Below are 19,759 nucleotides of genomic sequence, written 5' to 3' on the forward strand. Positions count from 1 at the left end.
TGCTCGCGTCGGGTCCGCTCGTGCCTGCCTGCTCGCGTCGGGTCCGCTCGTGCCTGCCTGCTCGCGTCGGGTCCGCTCGTGCCTGCCTGCTCGCGTCGGGTCCGCCCACGCCGGCCCGCCCGCGCCTATCTGCTCGTGTCGGTCCGCCCGCTCGCGCCCACCTGTTCGCGCCCACCTGTTCGCGCCGGTCCGCCCACGCCCGCCCGACAACCGCCCGCCCAGGCCCGGCCGCTCGCGCCGGTCCGCTCGCGCCGGTCCGCTCGCGTCCGCCCGCGGCCGCGCACCCGCCGGGCCAGTCGTGCTCGGCCGCGCCTTCCAACACGACTGGATATCCACCGGTGTTGAGGGTTCTCCACTGGTGTAACGGTGGAGAACCCTCAACAGGAGTGGAGATCCGGCTCGTGTGACGGAGCCGCGGGTGGCCCGGACATCGGTGGAACCTCGGACATCTGGTGGGGACCTCGGACACTTCACAAGCTGTCCGCGGTCCCCGCGAGGTGTACAGGCCCCGCACCTGACAGCCCTTCGCGACGCCAGCCACCGGCGCGGGCCCACCCGACTGGCCGACGCGTTTCCTCCCCAAACCGGTTTGGGGCAGCTAACCGCCCATACCAGGGGTACAACGCTCCCCACACCACATGCCCGACCACCCCAAACCGGTTTGGGGTGGTCGGCACCCCCGGCCTCCGGCACCCCCGGCCTTCCGCAGCCGCTGGTCGAAAGCCCCCGCGCCCCGAGCCCCGAGAGTGCGAGGCCCGCTGCAGACACCCCTCCGCGGCATCCAGAACACCCCATCCGGGACTGACCGTGTACGCCCATCCGGGACTGACCGTGTACGCCCATCCGGGACCGATCGCGTGCACCGACCCGGGACCGACCGCGTGCACCGACCCGGGACCGACCGCGTACACCGACCCGGGACCGACCGCATGCACCCAACCGGGACCGACCTCGTAAACCGACCCGGGACCGACGTCGAGCACCCAACCGGGACCGACGTCGTACACCTCGTGGGGGCCGTCGACGGCTGGTGCAGTGTCTGCGGGCTTCAGTGGGTGGCCTTGGTTGTTCAGTGGTGGGGGCTCATGCACGGGTCCGTTACGCGTGCCGGGTATCCGCTCGTGTTGACCGGCGCGGATCACCGCCGAGCGCGGGGGGTGTGGGCGGGTTTTGGAGATTGTTCGGGAAGTGTGTCGAGGGGATGGGGGTGGGTTCGATCTTGGGGTGGGTGCTCGTGGGGGTGCCTGGATGGAGGAATGGATGATGCGGGAATCTGTGGTGGCTCGTGGGGATCGGGAGTTGCTGGGGTTGCGTGAGGCTGTGGTGGGGGAGGTGCTTGCGGACGGGGACGCGGGGCACCTGGACGCGGGTCGCGTGATGATGGCGGCGGGGCGGCCGCGTGTGGTGGTGCGGTGTACGGGGGCGGTCGATGTAGTTGCCGCACTGCGGTACGCCGAAGCGCAGGACCTTCCGGTCGCGGTGCGAAGTGGTGGGCATCACGCGGCAGGGCTGGGTACGAACGAGGGCGGCGTAGTGATCGACGTACGCCCGATGGACGAGGTGCGCCTCCTTCCGGACGATGTCGTCCGTGTCGGCACCGGTGCGACCTGGGGTGCGGTCGCCGCGCGGCTCGCGAAGGTGGGGCTGGCGATCTCGTCGGGGGATACGGCGAGTGTCGGCGTCGGTGGATTGATGGCGGGCGGTGGGATCGGGTGGATGGTGCGCAAGCACGGTCTGGCGATCGACAACGTGGTCTCGGCCGAGGTCGTCACCGCGGACGGTTCGGTACGCCGAGTCGATGCGGCCAGCGCACCCGAGCTCTTCTGGGGATTGCGCGGTGCGGCCGGCAGCCTCGGTGTGGTCACGTCGTACGACATCAGCGCCGTACGCCAACCGACCGTGCACTACGGCAGCCTGCTCTATCCGTGGACTCAAGCCGAGCAGGTCTTGGCCGGATGGGCGGCGTACGCGGCCGATGCGCCGGATGACCTGACGTCTTCGTTCCAGCTGGCGCCGACGATGATGGCGGATCGCCAGGTACCGGTGGCGGTGATGGTGTGCGTTGCCGGTGACATCGGCCGGCGGGACGCGATCATCGAACCGCTGCGGCAGCTCGGGTCGTTGCTGACCGACAAAGTGCGGGAGGTGCCGTACCCGGAGGTGTTCGCCGACATGGCGATGCCGGCCGAGTGGCGTCCGAAGATCCGGAACGGGTTCTTCGACGCGATGTCGCCGGAGCTGACCGAGCCGTTGCTGGCGGCGCGGCCGCGGATTCCGGGGATGGCGATCGAGATTCGCGCGCTCGGCGGTACGTTCGGGGCGATGCCCGCGGATGCGACGGCGTTCGCGCACCGGGACGCGAGGTTCCTGGTGAACTCGGTGGTGATGGGTTCGCCCGAACAGCAGGGTTCACAGCCGGAGGACTTCGCCGAGCTGTGGCGGGGCCTGCGGCCGAACGGCGCGTACGTGAACTTCCTGTCCGATCCGACCGAAGCCGATCTCGATGCGTGCTACCCGGAGCCGCACCGCGCTCGGCTGGCCGCGTTGAAGCAGGCAGTTGATCCTGGGCATGTGTTCCGTGGACCGCTGAGTGTCCCGCCACGGCCGGAGTGGGCCGGTGGGCCGCGTCACTTGCTCAGGTGGGCGATGCGGTCGCGCAGGTAGTTCTGTTCGGCGGCGTTGCGGGTTCGCTCGAGTGCGGCGAGGTAGTGCTCGCGCGCGATCTGCGGGCGGCCGGCGAGTTCGTGCAGGTGGCCGAGGACGGACAGGCGGCGGTGGTGGTCGCCGAGGTGCCGGTCCTCGGCCAGCCCTTCGACGATGGCGATGCCGGCCTCCGGTCCGTCGGTCATCGCGATCGCGACCGCTGAGCCGAGCGTCACCATCGGGCTCGGGTCGATCTGCTCGAGGATTCGGTACAGGCCGGCGATCTGCTGCCAGTCGGTTGTCTCGACCGACGTTGCCTCGCTGTGTATGGCGGCGATCGCGGCCTCCAGCTGGTACGGGCCGACCGCACCGGTACGCAAGCTGTCTTCGACCAGGCGCGTGCCCTCGGCGATCTCGTCCGCGTACCAGCGGGACCGGTCCTGGCGGTCAGCCGGAATCAAATCCCCACCCGGCCCGGTCCGCGCATCCCGCCGCGCATGCGTGAGGATCATCAACGCCAGCAACCCACGCACATCCCCAGCCTCCACCCGTTCCCCGGAGCCAGAGCTGGTGAGGGCATGGTGGAGGAGGCGGGTGATGCGGAGGGCTTCTTCTGCCAGGTCTACTCGTTGCAGGGCGTCGCCGGCGCTCGCGGTGTGGCCTTCGTTGAAGATCAGGTAGAGGACGTGCAGTACGGCGCGCAGGCGTACGTCGTACTCGGCTGCTGTTGGTAGTTCGAAGCGTTCGCCCTGGATGGTGCGCTTGGCGCGGCTGATGCGTTGGGCGACGGTGCTCTCGCCGACCAGCAGCGCGGCCGCGACCTCGGCTGTTGTCAGGCCGCCCACCGAACGCAGCGTCAGCGCGATCTGCGAGCCGGGGGTGAGCGCCGGATGACAGCAGAGTACGAGCAACCGGATCGTGTCGTCGGTGTCCTCGTGGTAGTCCTCCGGATCGAACTCGTCGGCCGGTGCGCGGAGGAAGTCGTTCAGCTCGCGTTGCCGGCGGGCGTTGTCGCGCCGCCAGCCGTCCATCAGCCGCCGCGACGCGACGCTGATCAGCCACCCGACCGGATGCTCGGGCACGCCGTTCGCGCGCCACCGCACGAACGCGTCCAGCAGCGCTTCCTGTACGGCGTCCTCGCACTGATCGAACACGTCATACCGCCGAACCAACGCCGCCAACGCCCGCGGCGCCGCCGCCCGAATGGCAACCTCAACCTCACTGGGCGGGAGCTCCGGCGGGGATTTGGTCATGGTTGGCCGAGCTCGGCGAGGAAGGCTTGTTCGTCGAGGGTGATTTCGCGGAGTTCGACTCGGCGGTAGTTGACCAGCGGGATCATCGCCGCGATCTCCAGCGCCCGCTCGATCGACGCGCAGTCGAGCACCATCGCGCCGGCCAGGTACTCCTTCGTCTCCAGCAGTGGCCGGTCCGAGATCACCGGCGTGCCGGCGACGACCTGCACGTCCTTCGTCTCGCCCGGCTCCTTCAGCGCGAGCACCGACAGCAGCTCGCCACTCGCCAGCAAGGTTCGCGCGGTCGCCGCGACGTGCTCGCGCCCACCGGACATCTCGGTCAGCTGCTCCTCGGTCAGACCTTCGAGCGCTTCGGCGTTGTTGTGGATCAGCAGTAGGAACTTCACCGCACCATTGTCCCGGACCGGGTGTCATAGCTCTCACTCGGCGGTGTAAGGGTTGAGCCGTACAATGCCATTACCCGATCATCGGGCCGTGAGGATGTGCGGCTGTGCCTGATGTTTCGTTGCTGACCCTGGTGTTCCTGGTGATCGCCGCTTTCGCGGCCGGCTGGATCGACGCGGTGGTCGGGGGTGGTGGTCTGCTGCAACTGCCCGCGATGCTCCTCGGCCTCCCGAACGCGTCGCCCGCGCAGATCCTGTCCACCAACAAGATCTCGTCGCTGTGCGGTACGACCACCAGCGCGGTCACCTTCGGTGTGAAGGTCCGCCCCGACCGCAAGACCGTACTGCCGCTGGCGATCCTGGCCGGGCTCGGTGCCGCGGCCGGAGCGCTGGTGGCGACGAAGATCCCGATGTCGTGGTTCAAGCCGATCGTGCTCGTACTGCTCGTGGCGGTCGCGATCTACACCGCGCTGAAACCGTCGCTCGGGGCCCGGACCGCGCTGCGATTCGACGGTCGTGATCACTACTTGGCGGCCGGCGCGGTCGGCATCTTGATCGGGTTCTACGACGGCGCGGTCGGTCCGGGGACCGGGTCGTTCCTGATCTTCGCGCTGGTCGGCCTGCTCGGGTACAACTTCCTGCAGGCCAGCGCGAAGGCGAAGATCGCCAACGTGGCCACCAATCTGGGCGCGATCCTGGTCTTCGCCCTGCACGGCGCGCCGCTGTGGCGGCTCGGCCTGATCATGGGTGCCGCCAACATGCTCGGCGGCCTCCTCGGCGCCCGCACCGCCGTCGCCCGCGGCAGCCGCTTCGTCCGCATCATCTTCCTGATCGTCGTCTCGGCACTGATCCTGCGCTTGGCGTACGACGTGTTCCTGGCCGGATGAGGTGCAGAAGGACTGGTAGTACACCCGATGTACGGCGTACGCAACAGGCGGTCCGCGCTCAGGTGTACTAGGTGCTAGATCTATACGTACAGTTCTTCTGCACGTAGTTTGGCCGGATGGTCGACTACGACGGTCGGATGGGCAGTGTGTACGTCGCGGGGCGGGCGATGCCGGCCGAGGTGGTTCGGCAATGGATGGCGGCTTTCGCGGCGCAGGCGCCGGAGCGGCGGCCGCTCGACGTACTTGATCTGGGCAGCGGGACCGGGCGGTTGACGCCTGGGTTGGCGGCTGAGTTTCAGGGGCGGGCGTACGGGGTGGAGCCGGCGGAGCGGATGCGGTTGGCGGCTGAGGAGGCGCCGCACCCGGGGGTGAGCTATCTCAAGGGCAGTGCCGAGGAGATTCCGTTGCCTGAGGCATCGGTCGACGTGGTGCTGATGTTCTTGTCGTTTCATCATTTTCCGGACCCGGTGCGGGCGCTGCGGGAGGTGCGGCGGGTGTTGCGGCCCGGGGGAGTTGCTTTGATGCGGAGTCAGTTTTCGGATTTGATGCCGGACTTGTTTTGGTACGAGTACTTTCCGTCGGCGGCTGTGGCTGATGCTGGGATGTTCAGGTCGTTGGGGGAGGTGCAGGCGGTGGCTCGGGAGGCGGGGCTGGAGCCGGGGGAAGACGTGGTGCGGGTGGTGGCTGGGGTGCCGCGGACGTTGCGGGAGAGCTATGAGCGGCTGCGGTGGCGGGCGTTCTCGACGTTCGAGTATCTGCCGGAGGATGAGGTCGAGGCAGGGTTCGCGAAGTTGGCCGAGGACGCGGAGCGTGATCCGGAGCGGGTGATCCCGGTGGACACGTCGACCATGCTCGTACTCACGCGTCCCGTGTGAGGCCCGCGGTTCCGGGGCGCGCGGGGTCGGTTACGCGTCCCAGGTGACGTGCAAGGCAGTGGGTTTGCGGAAGACGAGGCCGTGTGGGGGTGGGGAGCCGGGGGACAGCTCCAGGCCGGGGAGGTTGAGGACGGCTTCCAGGGCGGTGAGGGTTTCCAGGCGGGTCAGGTGCATGCCGAGGCAGATGTGCGGTCCGCTCGCGAAGGCGAGGTGGCGGCGGGCGTTGGTGCGGCGTACGTCGAAAGTGTCCGGTGCGGGGAAGGTTTCCGGGTCGCGGCCGGCGCCCGCGAGGGAGACCGTGACCATGTCGCCGCGGCGGATCTTCGCGCCGGGGAGCTCGATGTCTCGGGTGGCGTAGCGGTCGACGACGGCGGCGGCTGGTTCGAGGCGGAGGGACTCTTCCATCGCGTTCGGGAGCAGGGTGGGGTCGGCGCGGACCAGGGCGAGCTGGTCGGGGTGGGTGAGGAGGTGCCAGAGGGCGTTGGTGATCATGCCCTCGGTGGTCTCGATGCCGCCGAACATCAGGACGGCGGCGTTCGCGACTACCTCGTCGATGCCGAGGCCGGCGTGCGCCGCGGTGGCGAGCAGCGAGTCGGAGGAGTCGATGCCGGCGGCAACATGTTTGTGCAGCTCGGCGAAGGCGGCGGCACCGTCCGCGGTGGCCCGCTGACCGGCCGAGATCCCGGACACGGAAGCCGAGATCGCCGTGTACCACCCGAGCACGGTGTCAGCCGACGCGGGCGGCAACCCGAGCGAAAGCGCGACAACAGCCACCGACAAAGGTCCAGCGAGCGTGGGGCGCAGGTCCGCCGAAAGCCGGGAAGCGCCGGGCGCGGTCGGGTCGGAGCCGGTTGCTGCGGTCTGCTGGATGGCGTGCATCAGGGTGTTGACGGTTTGCTGGACGGGTTGGGTGAAGCGGCGGCGGGTTTCGGCGAGGGTGAAGGGGGATTCGAAGGGGTCCCGGTGGGTTTTGTGGGGCGTGCCGTCCAGGGACAGCATGGAGGGGCCGACTACCTGGGCGGTGGAGAAGCGGGGGTCGTCGACGGTGAAGGTTTCCGGGTCGCGGAGCACCTGTATCGCGAGCGCTCGCCCGGTGACCACCCAGGCGTCCAGTGCGTCCACCCAGCCGATCGGGCGGATCGCCGCCAACGTCGGGTGCGGATCGGTCTCGAGTTGCGCAACAGTCTCCACGACGCCAGCCTAGTGATCAGACCACTAACCCCCGTGGTATTGCTGAGACAGATTGGATCTCAACGACTCAGCGGGCGTCCGGGTTACGAAACCTTACGGATCGCCCTTTAAGGTGTGGCCCATGGCTCCCCCGGATTCCGTCCTTACTCCACCGCCGAACCTGGTGCTGCTGCCCGCTGTCGATGTCGCGGACGGCCAGGCGGTTCGGCTGGTGCAGGGCGAGGCCGGCAGCGAGACGTCGTACGGTGACCCGCTGGCGGCGGCGATGGCCTGGCAGGACGCGGGCGCGGAGTGGATCCACCTGGTCGACCTGGACGCGGCGTTCGGCCGCGGCAGCAACCGGGAGCTGCTCGCCGAGGTGACCGGCAAGCTGGACGTGCAGGTCGAGCTGTCCGGCGGCATCCGTGACGACGCATCCCTCGAAGCGGCACTGCAGACCGGTGCCCGCCGGGTAAACATCGGCACCGCCGCCCTCGAGGACCCGGAGTGGTGCGACCGGATCATCCAGCAGTACGGCGACCGGGTCGCGATCGGCCTGGATGTCCGCGGCCGGACGCTGGCGGCCCGCGGCTGGACCAAAGAAGGCGGCGACCTGTACGAGGTGCTCGAGCGGCTGGAGTCGGCCGGCTGCGAGCGGTACGTGGTCACCGATGTGACGAAGGACGGCATGCTCCAGGGCCCGAACCTGGACCTGTACCGCGATCTGTGCGCACGCACCGAGAAGCCGATCATCGCTTCGGGTGGCGTCTCCAGCCTCGACGACCTGAAAGCGCTGAGCACGCTGGTCGCCGACGGCGTCGAGGGCGTCATCGTCGGCAAGGCGCTGTATGCCGGTGCGTTCACCCTGACCGAGGCACTCGAGCTCACGCGTGGAGGCGACAAGTGAGTCTGGGCGGCAAGCTCAAGGACAAACTCCAGGACAAGAAGGTCCTGGTCACCGGCGTCACCGGATTCGTCGGTGAGGCCTTGCTGCACCGGATCATCGGCGAACTTCCCGGCACCACCGTGGTCGCGATCATCCGCCCGAAGGGCTCGCTGACCGGTACCGACCGGATGGCGCAGCTGCTCCGCAAGGACATCTTCAAGCCGTTCTACGGCGAAGGCACCGAGCACGCGGACGCCGAGGCGCTGACCGCGGCCCGGATTCAGGTCATCGACGGCGACCTGGCCGACGTACCGGAGTTGCCGAAGGATCTCGACATCGTCGTGCACTGCGCCGGCGACGTCAGCTTCGACCCGCCGATCCACGAGGCGTTCACGACCAACGTGCTCGGTACGAAGAGCCTGCTGGAGCGGATCGTCGAGACCGGGCGGCCGGTGCACTACGTCCACATCTCGACCGCGTACACGGCCGGCCGCCGGCGTGGCGCGATCCCGGAGGCGCCGGTCGAGCACACCGTCGACTGGCGGACCGAGGCCGAGGCCGGGATGGCGATGAAGGCCCGGATCGAGGAGCAGTCCCGGTCGGCCGGGATGCTGGCCAAGTTCCGCAAGGACGCCGAGAAGCTGCACCGCCGGGCCGGTCACCTGACCGCGGCGGCCGACACCGAGCGGCGCCGGATCGAGTGGGTCGCGAAGAAGCTGGTGGAGACCGGCACCGAGCGCGCCCGCAGCCTCGGCTGGACCGACTGCTACACCTTCACCAAGGCGCTCGGCGAGCGGGTCGTGGAGGAGTTCGCGGGCACGTTGCCGACGTCGATCGTCCGGCCCGCCATCATCGAGTCCGCGGTGCAGAGCCCGCACCCGGGCTGGATCGAGGGCTTCAAGATGGCCGAGCCGCTGATCCTGGCGTACGGCCGGGGTGAGCTGCCGGAGTTCCCGGCCTCGCCGGACTCGGTGATCGAGATCATCCCGGTCGACCACGTGGTCGGCGCGATCTGCGCGGTGATGGCGACCGAGCCCGAGCTGAACAAGCCGGAGTACTACCACATCGGCTCCGGCGCCCGGAACCCGTTGACGTTCGAGCAGCTGTACGCGGGCGTGCGCGAGTACTTCTCCAAGCACCCGTTCGACCTGGGTGAGCGCGGCGCCGTCCGGCTGCCGGTGTGGAAGTTCCCCGGCGGCGACTCGGTCGAGACGATGCTCAGGTACGGCGAACGCGCGCACAAGATCGCCGACGCGGTGATCACCCGGGTACCGCGCGGTGAGCGGACCCGGAAGTACGCCCGCGAACTGGACGTGCAGAAGCGCCGGCTGGACTTCCTCCGCCGCTACATGGACCTGTACTCGGAGTACGCGCAGGCCGAGCTGCAGTTCATCGACGACAATGTCCTTGCCCTGCACAACAATCTCGAGGGTGACGACAAGGAGAAGTTCGCCTGCGACACGGCGGTCGTCGACTGGCAGTACTACCTGCAGGAACTGCACTGCCCGAGCGTGACCGAGTCGATGCGCCGCCTGGACGTGGTCCGGAAGAAGCGGAACAAGGCGCTGGCCGAGTCCGCCGGGGTGCTGAAGAAGGTCGAGCCGAACCAGGAAGAGCAGGTGATCGCCGCGTTCGACATGGACGGCACGCTGCTGTCGTCGAACGTGATCGAGACGTACCTGTGGATGCGGCTGCCCGAGCTGGACAGCCCGCAGCGGGTCGGCGAGATCGGCCAGATGCTGCGCCGGCTGCCGAAGCTGATCTCGGCCGAGCGCAAGGACCGCGGCACCTTCCTGCGGACGATCTACCGCCGGTACGAGGGTGCCGATCTCGAAGAGCTGAACCAGATCGTCGACGAGATCCTCGCCGAGCACGTCCTGGAGCGGCTGAGCGGAGCGGCGGTCCGCCGGATCCGTGAGCACCGCGCCGCCGGGCACAAGACGATCCTGATCACCGGCGCGGTCCGCCCGCTGACCCGCCCGCTGGAGCCGTTGTTCGACGAGATCGTCGCGGCCGAGCTGGCGGTCGACGATCGCGGTCGCTGCACCGGGTTCCTGTCCGGTCCGCCGCTGGTCGGTGAGTCCCGGGCCGCGTGGCTCAAGCACCACGCGCGGCAGACGAACATCGACCTGTCGAAGTCGTTCGCGTACGCCGACAGCCACTCGGATCTGCCGATGCTGGCAGCGGTCGGCAACCCGGTCGCGGTCTCGCCGGACGTGTCGCTGTTCCGGGCCGCCCGGGCCGCGCGCTGGCAGATCGTCGACTGGAAGACCCCGTCCACCTCGTCCCGTCTGGAGCTCCCAGGGGTGAACGCCCGATGATGCTTGCTCTCGAGATGTACCGGTCGCCGGCCAAGTACCTGGCGGCCAAGGCGGTCGGCGGCCGGATCCCCGGCGTACTGACCGGACCGGCGGCGCCGCTGCGGCTCGTCACCATCAACGAGCCGAAGGCTGAACGGGCCGGCTGGGCGCGCATCCGCCCGATCCTGTCCGGGATCTGTGGTTCCGACCTCGGCATGGTGACCGGTTCGACCAAGCTGTACTTCTCCGCGATGGTGTCGATGCCGTTCGTCCCCGGCCACGAGGTCGTCGGCGAGCTGATGGACGACTGCGAGGACCTGCCCAAGGGCACCCGCGTGGTGATGGACAGCGTCCTGACGTGCGCGGCCCGCGGGGTCGAGCCGTGCGCGGGCTGCGTGTCCGGGAACACCAACCGCTGCGACCGGATCACGGTCGGCCACGTCGCGCCGGGTCTGCAGACCGGGTTCTGCCAGGACACCGGCGGCGGCTGGGGCAACGTCATGGTCGCCCACCGCAGTCAGCTGTACGCCGTACCCGAGTCGCTCAGCAACGACCGGGCCGTACTGGTCGAGCCGATCGCCTGCGCCGTCCACACTGCGCTGCGGGCGAAGGTCGAGCCGGGCCAGTCGGTGCTGGTCAGTGGCGCGGGCGCGGTCGGTCTGTTCGCGACGCTCGCCCTGCGCGAGCTGACTCAGGCCGGGCGGATCACGGTCGTCGCCAAGCACGCCAAGCAGCGCGAGCTGGCCAGGGCGTTCGGCGCCAGTGACGTGGTCGCGCCGGACGAGGTGTTCCGCGGTGTCCGGCGCTCGACCGGGGCGTTCCGGCTGAAGCCGGAGATGGCCAAGGAGTTCCTGCTCGGCGGGGTGGATGTCGCCGTCGACGCGGTCGGCAGCAAGAACTCGATCGACACCGTGCTGCGGGTCACCAAGGCCGGCGGCCGGGTCGTCCTGTCCGGCATGCCGTCGACCGGCGCCGACCTGTCGCCGGTCTGGTTCCGCGAGCTGGAGCTGACCGGTACGTACGCGTCCGCCCGCGAGGAGCCGAACGACCGCCCCGCCTTCGAGACCGCCCTCGAGCTGGCCGCCAAGGCGTCGCTGGACGGGATCGTCGGGGCGAAGTACCCGCTGTACCGCTGGCGCGAGGCGCTCGACCACGCGCACTCCGCCGGCCGACTGGGAACAGTCAAGGTCGCATTCGATGTGAGGGCCTCATGAGGGCTGTGACGATGCTGAACGTACGACGAGAGAGGTTCTGACATGTCTCGGCCAGGTTTCGTGCTCGAGGTGGACGACCGGACGCCACCCCTGCTCGTGCACAACGGTGAGGGCTTCCTGCTGGAGCGCTTCCCGCAGGGCACCCGGGTGGTGTATCCGCCGGAGGCGCTGCCGCCGGTCCGCGACGTCGACGAGGCGATCCAGAACGCGCTGCTGAACCCGCTCGAGTCCGAGCCGCTGCCGGAGCTGCTGCGCGCCGGGATGCGGCTGACGATCGCGTTCGACGACATCTCGATCCCGCTGCCGCCGATGAAGAAGCCGGACATCCGGCAGCGCATCATCGAGGCGGTGCTGGAAATGGCGGCGTCGGCTGGTGTTGATGATGTCGAGCTGATCTCGGCGAACGCGCTGCACCGCCGGCTGACCCCGAACGAGCTGCGCGACATCGTCGGCGAGCGGGTCTTCCGGTCGTTCTTCCCGGACGGCAAGCTGTACAACTTCGACGCCGAGGACGCCGCGAACCTGACCCACCTCGGTCAGACCAAGCACGGCGAGGACGTCGAGATCTCCAAGCGGGCGGCCGAGTCCGACCTGCTGGTGTACGTGAACGTGAACCTGGTGGCGATGGACGGTGGGCACAAGTCCACGTCCATCGGCCTGGCGTCGTACAAGTCGCTGAAGCACCACCACAACAGCCACACGATGATCCACTCGCGGTCGTTCATGGACCACAAGGCGTCCAAGATGCACCACTCCGCCTGGCGGATGGGCGAGGTGCTGACCCAGCACGTCAAGGTGTTCCAGATCGAGACGACGCTGAACAACGACATCTTCGGCGGGCCGCTGGAGTTCCTGCAGAAGCGCGAGTGGGAGTGGTCGATCAAGGACCAGGCGTCGTTCCTGGCGGCCAAGCGCGGGCTCGCGGCGGCACCGAACAAGCTGCGGCACAAGATCTTCACCGACACCCGCTCGAACTACGGCCTGACCGGTGTGCACGCGGGCAAGATCGAGCCGGTGCACGACAAGACGCTGGAGAACGTGCACCGGCAGCACATGGTCGAGGTACAGGGCCAGTCCGACGTCGCGATCATGGGCGTACCGTTCGTCGGCCCGTACAACGTGAACTCGATCATGAACCCGATCCTGGCCGCTTGCATGGGCCTCGGGTACTACTTCAACTCGTACCGCGGCAACCCGGTCGTCCGGAAGGACGGCGCGGTGATCCTGTACCACCCGGCCGACTACGAGTTCAGCCAGCTGCACCACCCGTCGTACGTGGACTTCTTCGAGGAGGTGCTGTCGGAGAGCACCGATCCGGCCACCATCGAGGCGAAGTTCGAGAAGCAGTACGCCGAGGACCCGTGGTACATCCACCTGTACCGGACCTCGTACGCGTACCACGGCGTGCACCCGTTCTACATGTGGTACTGGATCTCGCACGCGCTGGACCACTGCGGTGACATCGTCTGGGTCGGCGCGAACCGCAAGACCGTCGAGCGGATGGGCTTCCGGTCCGCGTCGACGCTGCAGGACGCGCTCGAGATGGTCAGCCACTCGGTCGGCCGGTCGCCGTCGATCACCTACCTGCACAACCCGCCGCACCTGCTCGCGGACGTGCGCTGATGGGGACCAGCCTGGTGAAGTTCGGCCGGGACACCGCGCGCGACGTGAAGCAGGTCGCGCGCGGGTGGCGCTGGGGCCGGCGGCCGCAGGTGCCGCGGTCGGCCGAGCCGTACGTGATCCCGAAGGAGACCACGGTCTTCCCGACCCGGTGGGCCCGGACGCCGGCCGCGATCGCGATCCGCGACCTGATCCAGAAGGGACCGCTGAACGCGGTGCTCAACTTCGAGGTCAGCCCGCGGGTCAGCGGGCTGGACTCGCTGCTGAAGCTGGACGGCCCGGCGATCATCGTCGCGAACCACTCGTCGCACCTGGACACCCCGTTGCTGCTGCTGTCGCTGCCGGACGCGATCCGGCGCCGGACGGCGTTCGCGGCCGCGGCGGACTACTTCTTCGACACCTGGTGGCGGGCGGCCGGGTCCGCGATCGTGTTCAACACGTTCCCGATCGAGCGTCGCGGCGGCAAGATGAGCTCGACTCCCGGCGACCTGCTCGCCGACGGCTGGAACGTGGTCGTGTTCCCGGAGGGCACCCGGTCGCCGGACGGCTGGATTCAGCGCTTCCGGATGGGCGCGGCGTACCTGGCCGTCGAGCACGACGTACCGATCGTGCCGGTCGGGATCAAGGGTTCGTTCGCCGCGATGCCGCGTGGTCGCGGCTGGCCGGTCCCGGGCCGCCCGGCGGTCACGGTCCGGTACGGTGACCCGCTGTACCCCGCCGAGGGTGAGAGCGCCCGCGACTTCGCGCCGCGGATCGCGGCCGCGGTGTCCGCGCTGCTCGACGAGGAGTCGACCACCTGGTACGAGTCCCGTCGGCGTGCCGCGATCGGCGCGTCCCCGTCCCAGACCGGCCCGGACGCCGCCCGCTGGCGCCGGGTCTGGGAAACCACCCGCCCCATGAAGTCCACCGACGGCCGCCGCCGCGCCTGGAAGTAGCTTCGAGCGGCCTGGTGGTTCGCCGGCGGCGGCGCGATTCCTGTCATAGCAGTGTTCTGGCGGCCCGGAGATCCTCCGGGCCGCTAGCGTTTCACCGATGGCCGACCTCAAGCCCCGCCGGATCTCCGCGCCCGTTCGCTACGCCATCGCCGCCGGCTTCGTGGCGGTGGCCTGCGTGCTGATGATCGTGATGCTCCGCGCCGAGTACACCGCGGTCGTGGTCGTGATGGGCTCAGTGGGCCTGCTGTGGATCAGTCTGCTGCTCGGCAACTACGGGTACCGGCCGCGGATCCAGGGGCAGTACCTCGAGGTGACGACGGCTGTCGGGCGCCAGTCGCTGGACCTGGCCGCGCTGTCCGGCGCCAGCTGGGAGCGCGGCCGGAGCGGGTCGGTGTCTGTGCGGTTGCAGGACGACCTCACGGCTGTGAGGGTGAGCATTCCGGTTCCGCCGCAGGTGCATCCGCATCTGAAGGACGCGCTGTACGCGGCGGCAACCCGGGGCGTGCTGGTGCCGCAGCGCGTTACGCGGTTGTTCAATCTGCCTGACATCCCCGGTGCGCCACGGACCGGTGCGAGCTGGGTGCCGGTGATTGTTGGTGTTCTGGCCGGTGCACTGGTGGTTGGCGTGGTCGCGGGGCTGTTGGCTTCGGCTTGACCGCTACGCTTGGCCACGTGAGCCTCGCCGTACGAGTGATTCCCTGTCTGGACGTCGACGCCGGGCGCGTGGTCAAAGGCGTCAACTTCGCCGACCTGCGCGACGCCGGCGACCCGGTCGAGATGGCGCAGGTGTACGACGCCGAGGGCGCGGACGAGCTGACCTTCCTGGACATCACCGCGTCGTCGGGCTCCCGCGAGACGACGTACGACGTGGTCGGCCGGACCGCGGAGCAGGTGTTCATTCCGCTGACGGTCGGCGGTGGCGTACGCGAGGCCGCCGACGTGGACCGGCTGCTCCGGGCCGGCGCGGACAAGGTCGGGATCAACACCGGCGCGATCGCCCGGCCGGAGGTGATCCGCGAGATCGCGCACCGGTTCGGCAACCAGGTGCTGGTGCTTTCGCTCGACGTCCGCCGGGCTGCTGACCAGCCGAGTGGGTTCGAGGTGACTACGCACGGTGGCCGGAAGTCGGCCGGGCTGGACGCGATCGAGTGGGCGCAGCGCGGGTGCGAGCTGGGCGCGGGCGAGATCCTGCTGAACTCGATGGACGCGGACGGTACCAAGCAGGGCTTCGACCTCGAGCTGATCAAGGCAGTACGGGCGGTGGTCGACGTACCGCTGATCGCCAGCGGGGGAGCGGGCGCGCCGGAGCACTTCCCGCCCGCCGTACACGCCGGCGCCGATGCCGTACTGGCCGCCAGCGTCTTTCACTTCGGCGATTTCCGCATCGCCGACGTGAAGAAGGCGCTCCGCGACGCCGGAATCGTGGTCCGATGACCACACCGGCCCACGCGCCCACAGACTCCAAGCCGGCACCAACCGAGCACCCCGAGCACCCCGAGCACCCCGAGCACCCCGAGCACCCCGAGCACCCCGAGCACTCCGAGCACTCCGAGCACTCCGAGCTGGCCCACCCGCCGAGCGAGCACACCGAGCACTCCGAGCCGGCGCACGGGCCGATCGAGGACTCCGAGTTGCGGGTCGCGGCGATCGAGCAGGAGTTGTCGGCGCTCTTCCGCCGTTCCCGCTCGGCGTCGCTCCGGCTGGCCCGGCGGGTGCACCCCGACATGGACGCCGCTGGGTACGCTCTGATCTCCCAAATCGAGCTCGGCACCGGGACGAACGGCGCCGGTACCCGCGCGTCCGACGTCGCGCAGGTCCTCGGCCTGGACAAGTCGACCGTCAGCCGCGGCATCACCCAGCTCGAGAACCTCGGCCTGATCGAACGCGTCGGCGACCCCGACGACGGCCGCGCCCGCCTGCTCCGCCTCACCAGCACCGGCGCCGAACGGTACGAGGCCATGCGCACCCAGCGCCAAACCGAGTTCCGCGCCATCCTGGACCGCTGGAACCCCACCGACCTCGCGGACCTGGCCCGCCTGCTGGCCCGCCTGAACACCGACCTCGGCTAGGGCCAGCCCCCCGCCGCCGGACCTCGTACACCTCACGGGGCCGTAACACCTGCCCGCCGGCGGACCTCACGGGGGCCCCGTGAACACCTGACCCGGTGTTCACGGCCCCGTTGACTGTCCGAGGTCGGGCAATCACCTGTCGCGCATATGGTTGCAGAAACCAACTATCGATGTATAGTTGGGTTATGCAACTAGCTCGGGAGGCCCCGGAGGTGGGGCGGGATGCGGCCGCGCAGGAGCTGCTCGAAGGGGTGAGTTCCCTGGTGCGGGCGGTGCGGTGTATCGAGCATCGGCAGCTGGCGGGGGTCGGCGGTTTGCGCCGGTCGGACGCGAGCGTGCTCAAGGTGCTGATGAAGGACGGTGAGCAGCGCGGCGGTGAGATCGCGGCGAAGCTCGGTGTCGACGCGTCCGTGGTGAGCCGGCAGGTGACCGCGCTGGAGGCCGACGGACTGGTGAGCCGTCGGCCCGATCCGGCCGACGCACGGGTCGGGCTGGTCAGCCTGTCACCCCGGGGCAAGGCCCAGCTGGAGGCCCTGTACTCGTCCTACACCCAGCAGCTCAGAGCCGCCCTGGCGGACCTCGACGACGACGCGATGGTCGCGGCCGCTGCCACCATGCAGCGGGTCGCGCACGCGATCGTCGAGGCGAACCAGGTCGTGAGGCGAAACCCCAAGACTGGAGAGTAATGACTGTCACCGAGACCCGGCGCCAACAGCCCAGCGCGCCGGAACTCACCCACCGCGAGATCCTCGAGATCCTGATCGGCCTGCTCGCCGCGCTGTTCACGGCGATGCTGAGTTCGACCATCGTCAGCAACGCCCTGCCGACGATCATCGCGGACCTGGAGGGTTCCCAGACGCAGTACACCTGGGTCCTCACCGCGAGCCTGCTGGCCACCACGGTGTCCACCCCGATCTGGGGCAAGCTCTCGGACCTGGTGAGCAAAAAACTGCTGGTCCAGCTGGCGATCACGGTCTTCGTGATCGGGTCCGCGCTGGCCGGCCTGGCCCACAACGTGACGTTCCTGATCGGTGCGCGAGTGCTGCAGGGGCTCGCGATGGGCGGTCTGATGGCGCTCGCGCAGGCGATCATCGGCGCCGCGATTCCGCCCCGGTCGCGGGGCCGGTACTCCGGGTACATGGGTGCCGTGATGGCCGTCGCGACGGTCAGCGGCCCGCTGATCGGTGGCGTCATCGTCGACACCCCATGGCTCGGCTGGCGCTGGTGCTTCTACGTCTGCGTACCGCTGGCCGTGGTCAGCTTGGTGATCCTGCAGAAGTACCTGCGGCTGCCCGTACTGAAGCGCAAGGTCCAGATCGACTACGTCGGCGCCGTCCTGATCAGCATCGCGGCCAGCCTGCCGCTGCTCTGGGTCACCTTCGCCGGCTCGGACTTCGCCTGGGTGTCCTGGCAGTCCGCACTGTTCGTCGGCGGCACGCTGCTCGTCGGTTTCATCGCCGTCCTGGTCGAGAACCGGGTGGCCGAGCCGCTGGTCCCGCTGAAGGTCGTACGCGAACGCACCACCGCACTGGCGATCGTGGCCAGCCTTGCGGTCGGTGTCGCGATGTTCGGCAGCGCGCTGTTCCTCGGGCAGTACTTCCAGATCGCCCGCGGCTACAGCCCGACCCAGGCCGGTCTGCTGACGATCCCGATGATGCTCGGTTCGTTCATCGGTTCGGCGGGGTCGGGGCAGCTGATCACTCGCTACGGCAAGTGGAAGCGGTACCTGGTCTCCGGTGGCGTACTGCTCCTTGTCGGTCTGCTGATCCTCGGCACGATCGACCACACCTCGCCGTACTGGTTCGTCGGGCTCGGAATGCTGTCGATGGGTCTCGGCATGGGTATGACGATGCAGAACTTGGTCCTCGCCGTACAGAACACCGTCGACGTGACTCAGATCGGCGCATCGTCCGCGACCGTCGCGTTCTTCCGCAGCCTCGGTGGTGCGGTCGGCGTCTCGGCGCTGGGAGCGGTGCTCGCGGTGCGGGTCAAGGACCTGATCGTGTCCGGCCTGCTGGCCGGCCCGAACGGCGCCGAGGCCGCCCGCAAGCTGCAGGAGGGCGGAGGCGGGACCAGTCTGCTCGACGTCAACCACCTGCCGCCGCAGCTGGCGGAGCTGGTACGGCACGCGTACGGCGACGCGACCGGACGGATCTTCTTGATCGCCGCCGCTTGTGCGCTGGTCAGCTTGATCGCGGTGATCTTCATCAAGGAGGTCCCGCTGCGCAAGACGGTCGCGAAGGTCGACCCGGTCGAGGAGCTCGTCGAGGACTAATCAGGTGGTTTCAGGCCGGTCAGTTCGCGGGTGCGGATGATCGGTGACCCGACCAGCCAGAGTACGGACAGCAGGCCGCCGGCCGCGGAGATCAGGAGGGTTTCCCGGACACCGATCCAGGTGCCGAGGAACCCTCCGGCGATCGCGCCGAGCGGCCTGATCCCGTAGTTGATGCTGCTGAACGCACCCGCGACCCGGCTGCGCATGTGGTCGTGCACCACGGCCGCCTGCAAGGAGTTCAGCGGTACGTCGAAACACATCACCGCGAACGCCCCGACGAACTCAGCCGCCGCCAGCGCACCCGCCTTGACCCAGGTCGGCCCATCGGCCAGCGCGGCGATCGCGATCGAGCTCGGGAACACGATGGCCCCGGCCGCGATCACCGGACCGGCACCGAAGCGACGGCTCAGTGGTGACGCGGCGACCGCACCGAGCAGTCCGCCGGAGGCGCCGACGCCGAAGGCCAGTCCGATCGTCCCCGCGGACAGTCCGAGGCTCCGGCTCGCGAACAGTACGAGTAGCGCCGTACTCATCAGGTTGAAGAAGTTCACGGTGGTCGCGCAGGCCAGGCTGCGGCTGAGGTACGGATGCTTGAGCACGTACTTCATGCCCGCGGCGGCACGGTGCAACAGCGGCTCGGCCGACTCCTCGGATTCCGCCGGAGTGACCTTGAGCCGGCTGAGCTGTACGGCCGAGAAGACGAAGGTCAGCGCGTCCGCGACGATCGCCACCGGCGCGGTCAGGACCTGGACGAGCAGGCCGCCGACCGCCGGACCGCCCATGTACGAGATCGATCGCGTTGCCGACAGCTTGCTGTTCGCCTCGAGGAACTGCTCACGATCGACGAGCCGGACGAAGAACGACGCGTACGCGGTGTTGAAGACGACATGCGCCGTACCGGCCAGGATCGCGATCGCGTACAGATGTCCAAGGGCGAGCGCGCCGAACCAGTACGCGATCGGAAGCGAGAGCAGCAGGACGGTACGCGTGAGGTCGGCCGCGATCATCAGTGGGCGTTTGTCGCGGCGGTGGTCGACCCAGGTACCGATGAACAGGGATGCGAGGTTCGGCAACCAGACCGCGGCGGTCAGGAAGCCGACCTGGCTGGGGGAGGCGTCGAGCAGGGTGACCGCGATCAGTGGCAGCCCGAGCTCGGTGATCCGGTCGCCGAACTCGGAGACCGTTTGCGCGGACCAGAAGGTACGGAAGGTGCGGTCGCGCCAAAGACCGGCGGAGGTCTTCACGGGCG

At 69.0% G+C, this 19,759-nt stretch carries 17 protein-coding genes; 13 read left to right on the top strand and 4 right to left on the bottom strand.

Features of this window, described 5'->3' with window-relative positions; genetic code table 11:
• Nucleotides 1-1,260 precede the first annotated feature (1,260 nt).
• Entirely contained in the window at nucleotides 1,261-2,664 is a 1,404-nt protein-coding gene (locus ABD260_RS04230) for an FAD-binding oxidoreductase (protein WP_344231968.1), read from the top strand.
• Here the strand turns inward: ABD260_RS04230 and ABD260_RS04235 are convergent.
• Together ABD260_RS04235 and ABD260_RS04240 are read right to left on the bottom strand one after the other, a co-directional pair.
• Complete coding sequence (locus ABD260_RS04235; RefSeq protein WP_344231969.1) at nucleotides 2,628-3,896, bottom strand: RNA polymerase sigma factor; 1,269 nt, start codon at nucleotides 3,894-3,896, stop codon at nucleotides 2,628-2,630. The genes ABD260_RS04230 and ABD260_RS04235 overlap by 37 nt on opposite strands.
• Complete coding sequence (locus ABD260_RS04240) at nucleotides 3,893-4,282, bottom strand: YciI family protein (RefSeq protein WP_344231970.1); 390 nt, start codon at nucleotides 4,280-4,282, stop codon at nucleotides 3,893-3,895. The genes ABD260_RS04235 and ABD260_RS04240 overlap by 4 nt, the downstream gene beginning before the upstream one ends.
• Before the next feature lie 104 nt (nucleotides 4,283-4,386).
• Between ABD260_RS04240 and ABD260_RS04245 the strand changes: the two genes are divergently transcribed.
• A complete protein-coding gene (locus ABD260_RS04245; RefSeq protein WP_344231971.1) occupies nucleotides 4,387-5,166 on the top strand; it encodes a sulfite exporter TauE/SafE family protein in 780 nt (259 codons plus the stop codon).
• A gap of 116 nt (nucleotides 5,167-5,282) precedes the next feature.
• Nucleotides 5,283-6,041: a class I SAM-dependent methyltransferase gene (locus tag ABD260_RS04250; protein WP_344231972.1), complete on the top strand. Its 759-nt coding sequence runs from the start codon at nucleotides 5,283-5,285 to the stop codon at nucleotides 6,039-6,041.
• A 30-nt stretch (nucleotides 6,042-6,071) separates the two neighbouring features.
• Here the strand turns inward: ABD260_RS04250 and ABD260_RS04255 are convergent, their stop codons facing one another.
• Nucleotides 6,072-7,232 (bottom strand): cytochrome P450, encoded by a 1,161-nt coding sequence (locus ABD260_RS04255; protein ID WP_344231973.1) that lies wholly within the window; start codon nucleotides 7,230-7,232, stop codon nucleotides 6,072-6,074.
• Between the two features lie 121 nt (nucleotides 7,233-7,353).
• On the opposite strand from ABD260_RS04255, the gene priA reads away from it, so the two are divergent.
• The 10 genes from priA (at nucleotide 7,354) to ABD260_RS04305 (ending at nucleotide 18,510) form a co-directional block, all read left to right on the top strand.
• Entirely contained in the window at nucleotides 7,354-8,118 is a 765-nt protein-coding gene (gene priA / locus ABD260_RS04260; RefSeq protein ID WP_344231974.1) for a bifunctional 1-(5-phosphoribosyl)-5-((5-phosphoribosylamino)methylideneamino)imidazole-4-carboxamide isomerase/phosphoribosylanthranilate isomerase PriA, read from the top strand.
• Nucleotides 8,115-10,418 (top strand): HAD-IB family hydrolase, encoded by a 2,304-nt coding sequence (locus tag ABD260_RS04265; protein ID WP_344231975.1) that lies wholly within the window; start codon nucleotides 8,115-8,117, stop codon nucleotides 10,416-10,418. The genes priA and ABD260_RS04265 overlap by 4 nt, the downstream gene beginning before the upstream one ends.
• Complete coding sequence (locus tag ABD260_RS04270; RefSeq protein WP_344231976.1) at nucleotides 10,415-11,611, top strand: zinc-dependent alcohol dehydrogenase; 1,197 nt, start codon at nucleotides 10,415-10,417, stop codon at nucleotides 11,609-11,611. Before ABD260_RS04265 ends, ABD260_RS04270 begins: the two co-directional genes overlap by 4 nt.
• A 42-nt stretch (nucleotides 11,612-11,653) precedes the next feature.
• Nucleotides 11,654-13,234: an NPN-dependent hydroxyacid isomerase, LarAH14/15/16 family gene (larAH, locus tag ABD260_RS04275; RefSeq protein ID WP_344231977.1), complete on the top strand. Its 1,581-nt coding sequence runs from the start codon at nucleotides 11,654-11,656 to the stop codon at nucleotides 13,232-13,234.
• Nucleotides 13,234-14,166, top strand: a complete 933-nt coding sequence (locus ABD260_RS04280) for a lysophospholipid acyltransferase family protein (RefSeq protein WP_344231978.1) — start codon at nucleotides 13,234-13,236, stop codon at nucleotides 14,164-14,166. Before larAH ends, ABD260_RS04280 begins: the two co-directional genes overlap by 1 nt.
• A gap of 97 nt (nucleotides 14,167-14,263) precedes the next feature.
• Nucleotides 14,264-14,821: a hypothetical protein gene (locus tag ABD260_RS04285; protein ID WP_344231979.1), complete on the top strand. Its 558-nt coding sequence runs from the start codon at nucleotides 14,264-14,266 to the stop codon at nucleotides 14,819-14,821.
• 17 nt (nucleotides 14,822-14,838) lie between these two features.
• On the top strand, nucleotides 14,839-15,600 hold the full coding sequence (hisF, locus tag ABD260_RS04290) for an imidazole glycerol phosphate synthase subunit HisF (protein WP_344231980.1): 762 nt from the start codon (nucleotides 14,839-14,841) through the stop codon (nucleotides 15,598-15,600).
• A complete protein-coding gene (locus tag ABD260_RS04295; protein WP_344231981.1) occupies nucleotides 15,597-16,235 on the top strand; it encodes a MarR family winged helix-turn-helix transcriptional regulator in 639 nt (212 codons plus the stop codon). Before hisF ends, ABD260_RS04295 begins: the two co-directional genes overlap by 4 nt.
• Before the next feature lie 185 nt (nucleotides 16,236-16,420).
• Nucleotides 16,421-16,921 (top strand): MarR family winged helix-turn-helix transcriptional regulator, encoded by a 501-nt coding sequence (locus ABD260_RS04300; protein ID WP_344231982.1) that lies wholly within the window; start codon nucleotides 16,421-16,423, stop codon nucleotides 16,919-16,921.
• Nucleotides 16,921-18,510 (top strand): MDR family MFS transporter, encoded by a 1,590-nt coding sequence (locus tag ABD260_RS04305; protein ID WP_344231983.1) that lies wholly within the window; start codon nucleotides 16,921-16,923, stop codon nucleotides 18,508-18,510. Before ABD260_RS04300 ends, ABD260_RS04305 begins: the two co-directional genes overlap by 1 nt.
• On the opposite strand, the gene ABD260_RS04310 is transcribed toward ABD260_RS04305, so the two are convergent.
• The gene (locus ABD260_RS04310) at nucleotides 18,507-19,754 is read right to left on the bottom strand and encodes an MFS transporter (protein WP_344231984.1); all 1,248 of its coding nucleotides are present in this window, start codon (nucleotides 19,752-19,754) and stop codon (nucleotides 18,507-18,509) included. The two genes, ABD260_RS04305 and ABD260_RS04310, sit on opposite strands and share 4 nt — an antisense overlap.
• Nucleotides 19,755-19,759: the final 5 nt, after the last annotated feature.

Origin of the sequence: Kribbella hippodromi (genome assembly GCF_039531045.1) — a bacterium.
Lineage (GTDB): Bacteria > Actinomycetota > Actinomycetes > Propionibacteriales > Kribbellaceae > Kribbella > Kribbella hippodromi.

What these genes read in the sequence shown, in the direction of transcription:
- ABD260_RS04305 (WP_344231983.1), top strand. Translation starts at nt 16,921, where the DNA reads ATGACTGTCACCGAGACCCGGCGCCAACAGCCCAGCGCGCCGGAACTC.
- ABD260_RS04230 (WP_344231968.1), top strand. Translation starts at nt 1,261, where the DNA reads ATGATGCGGGAATCTGTGGTGGCTCGTGGGGATCGGGAGTTGCTGGGG.
- ABD260_RS04280 (WP_344231978.1), top strand. Translation starts at nt 13,234, where the DNA reads ATGGGGACCAGCCTGGTGAAGTTCGGCCGGGACACCGCGCGCGACGTG.
- ABD260_RS04270 (WP_344231976.1), top strand. Translation starts at nt 10,415, where the DNA reads ATGATGCTTGCTCTCGAGATGTACCGGTCGCCGGCCAAGTACCTGGCG.
- ABD260_RS04295 (WP_344231981.1), top strand. Translation starts at nt 15,597, where the DNA reads ATGACCACACCGGCCCACGCGCCCACAGACTCCAAGCCGGCACCAACC.
- ABD260_RS04285 (WP_344231979.1), top strand. Translation starts at nt 14,264, where the DNA reads ATGGCCGACCTCAAGCCCCGCCGGATCTCCGCGCCCGTTCGCTACGCC.
- larAH (WP_344231977.1), top strand. Translation starts at nt 11,654, where the DNA reads ATGTCTCGGCCAGGTTTCGTGCTCGAGGTGGACGACCGGACGCCACCC.
- ABD260_RS04250 (WP_344231972.1), top strand. Translation starts at nt 5,283, where the DNA reads ATGGTCGACTACGACGGTCGGATGGGCAGTGTGTACGTCGCGGGGCGG.
- ABD260_RS04300 (WP_344231982.1), top strand. Translation starts at nt 16,421, where the DNA reads ATGCAACTAGCTCGGGAGGCCCCGGAGGTGGGGCGGGATGCGGCCGCG.
- priA (WP_344231974.1), top strand. Translation starts at nt 7,354, where the DNA reads ATGGCTCCCCCGGATTCCGTCCTTACTCCACCGCCGAACCTGGTGCTG.
- ABD260_RS04235 (WP_344231969.1), bottom strand. Translation starts at nt 3,896, where the DNA reads ATGACCAAATCCCCGCCGGAGCTCCCGCCCAGTGAGGTTGAGGTTGCC.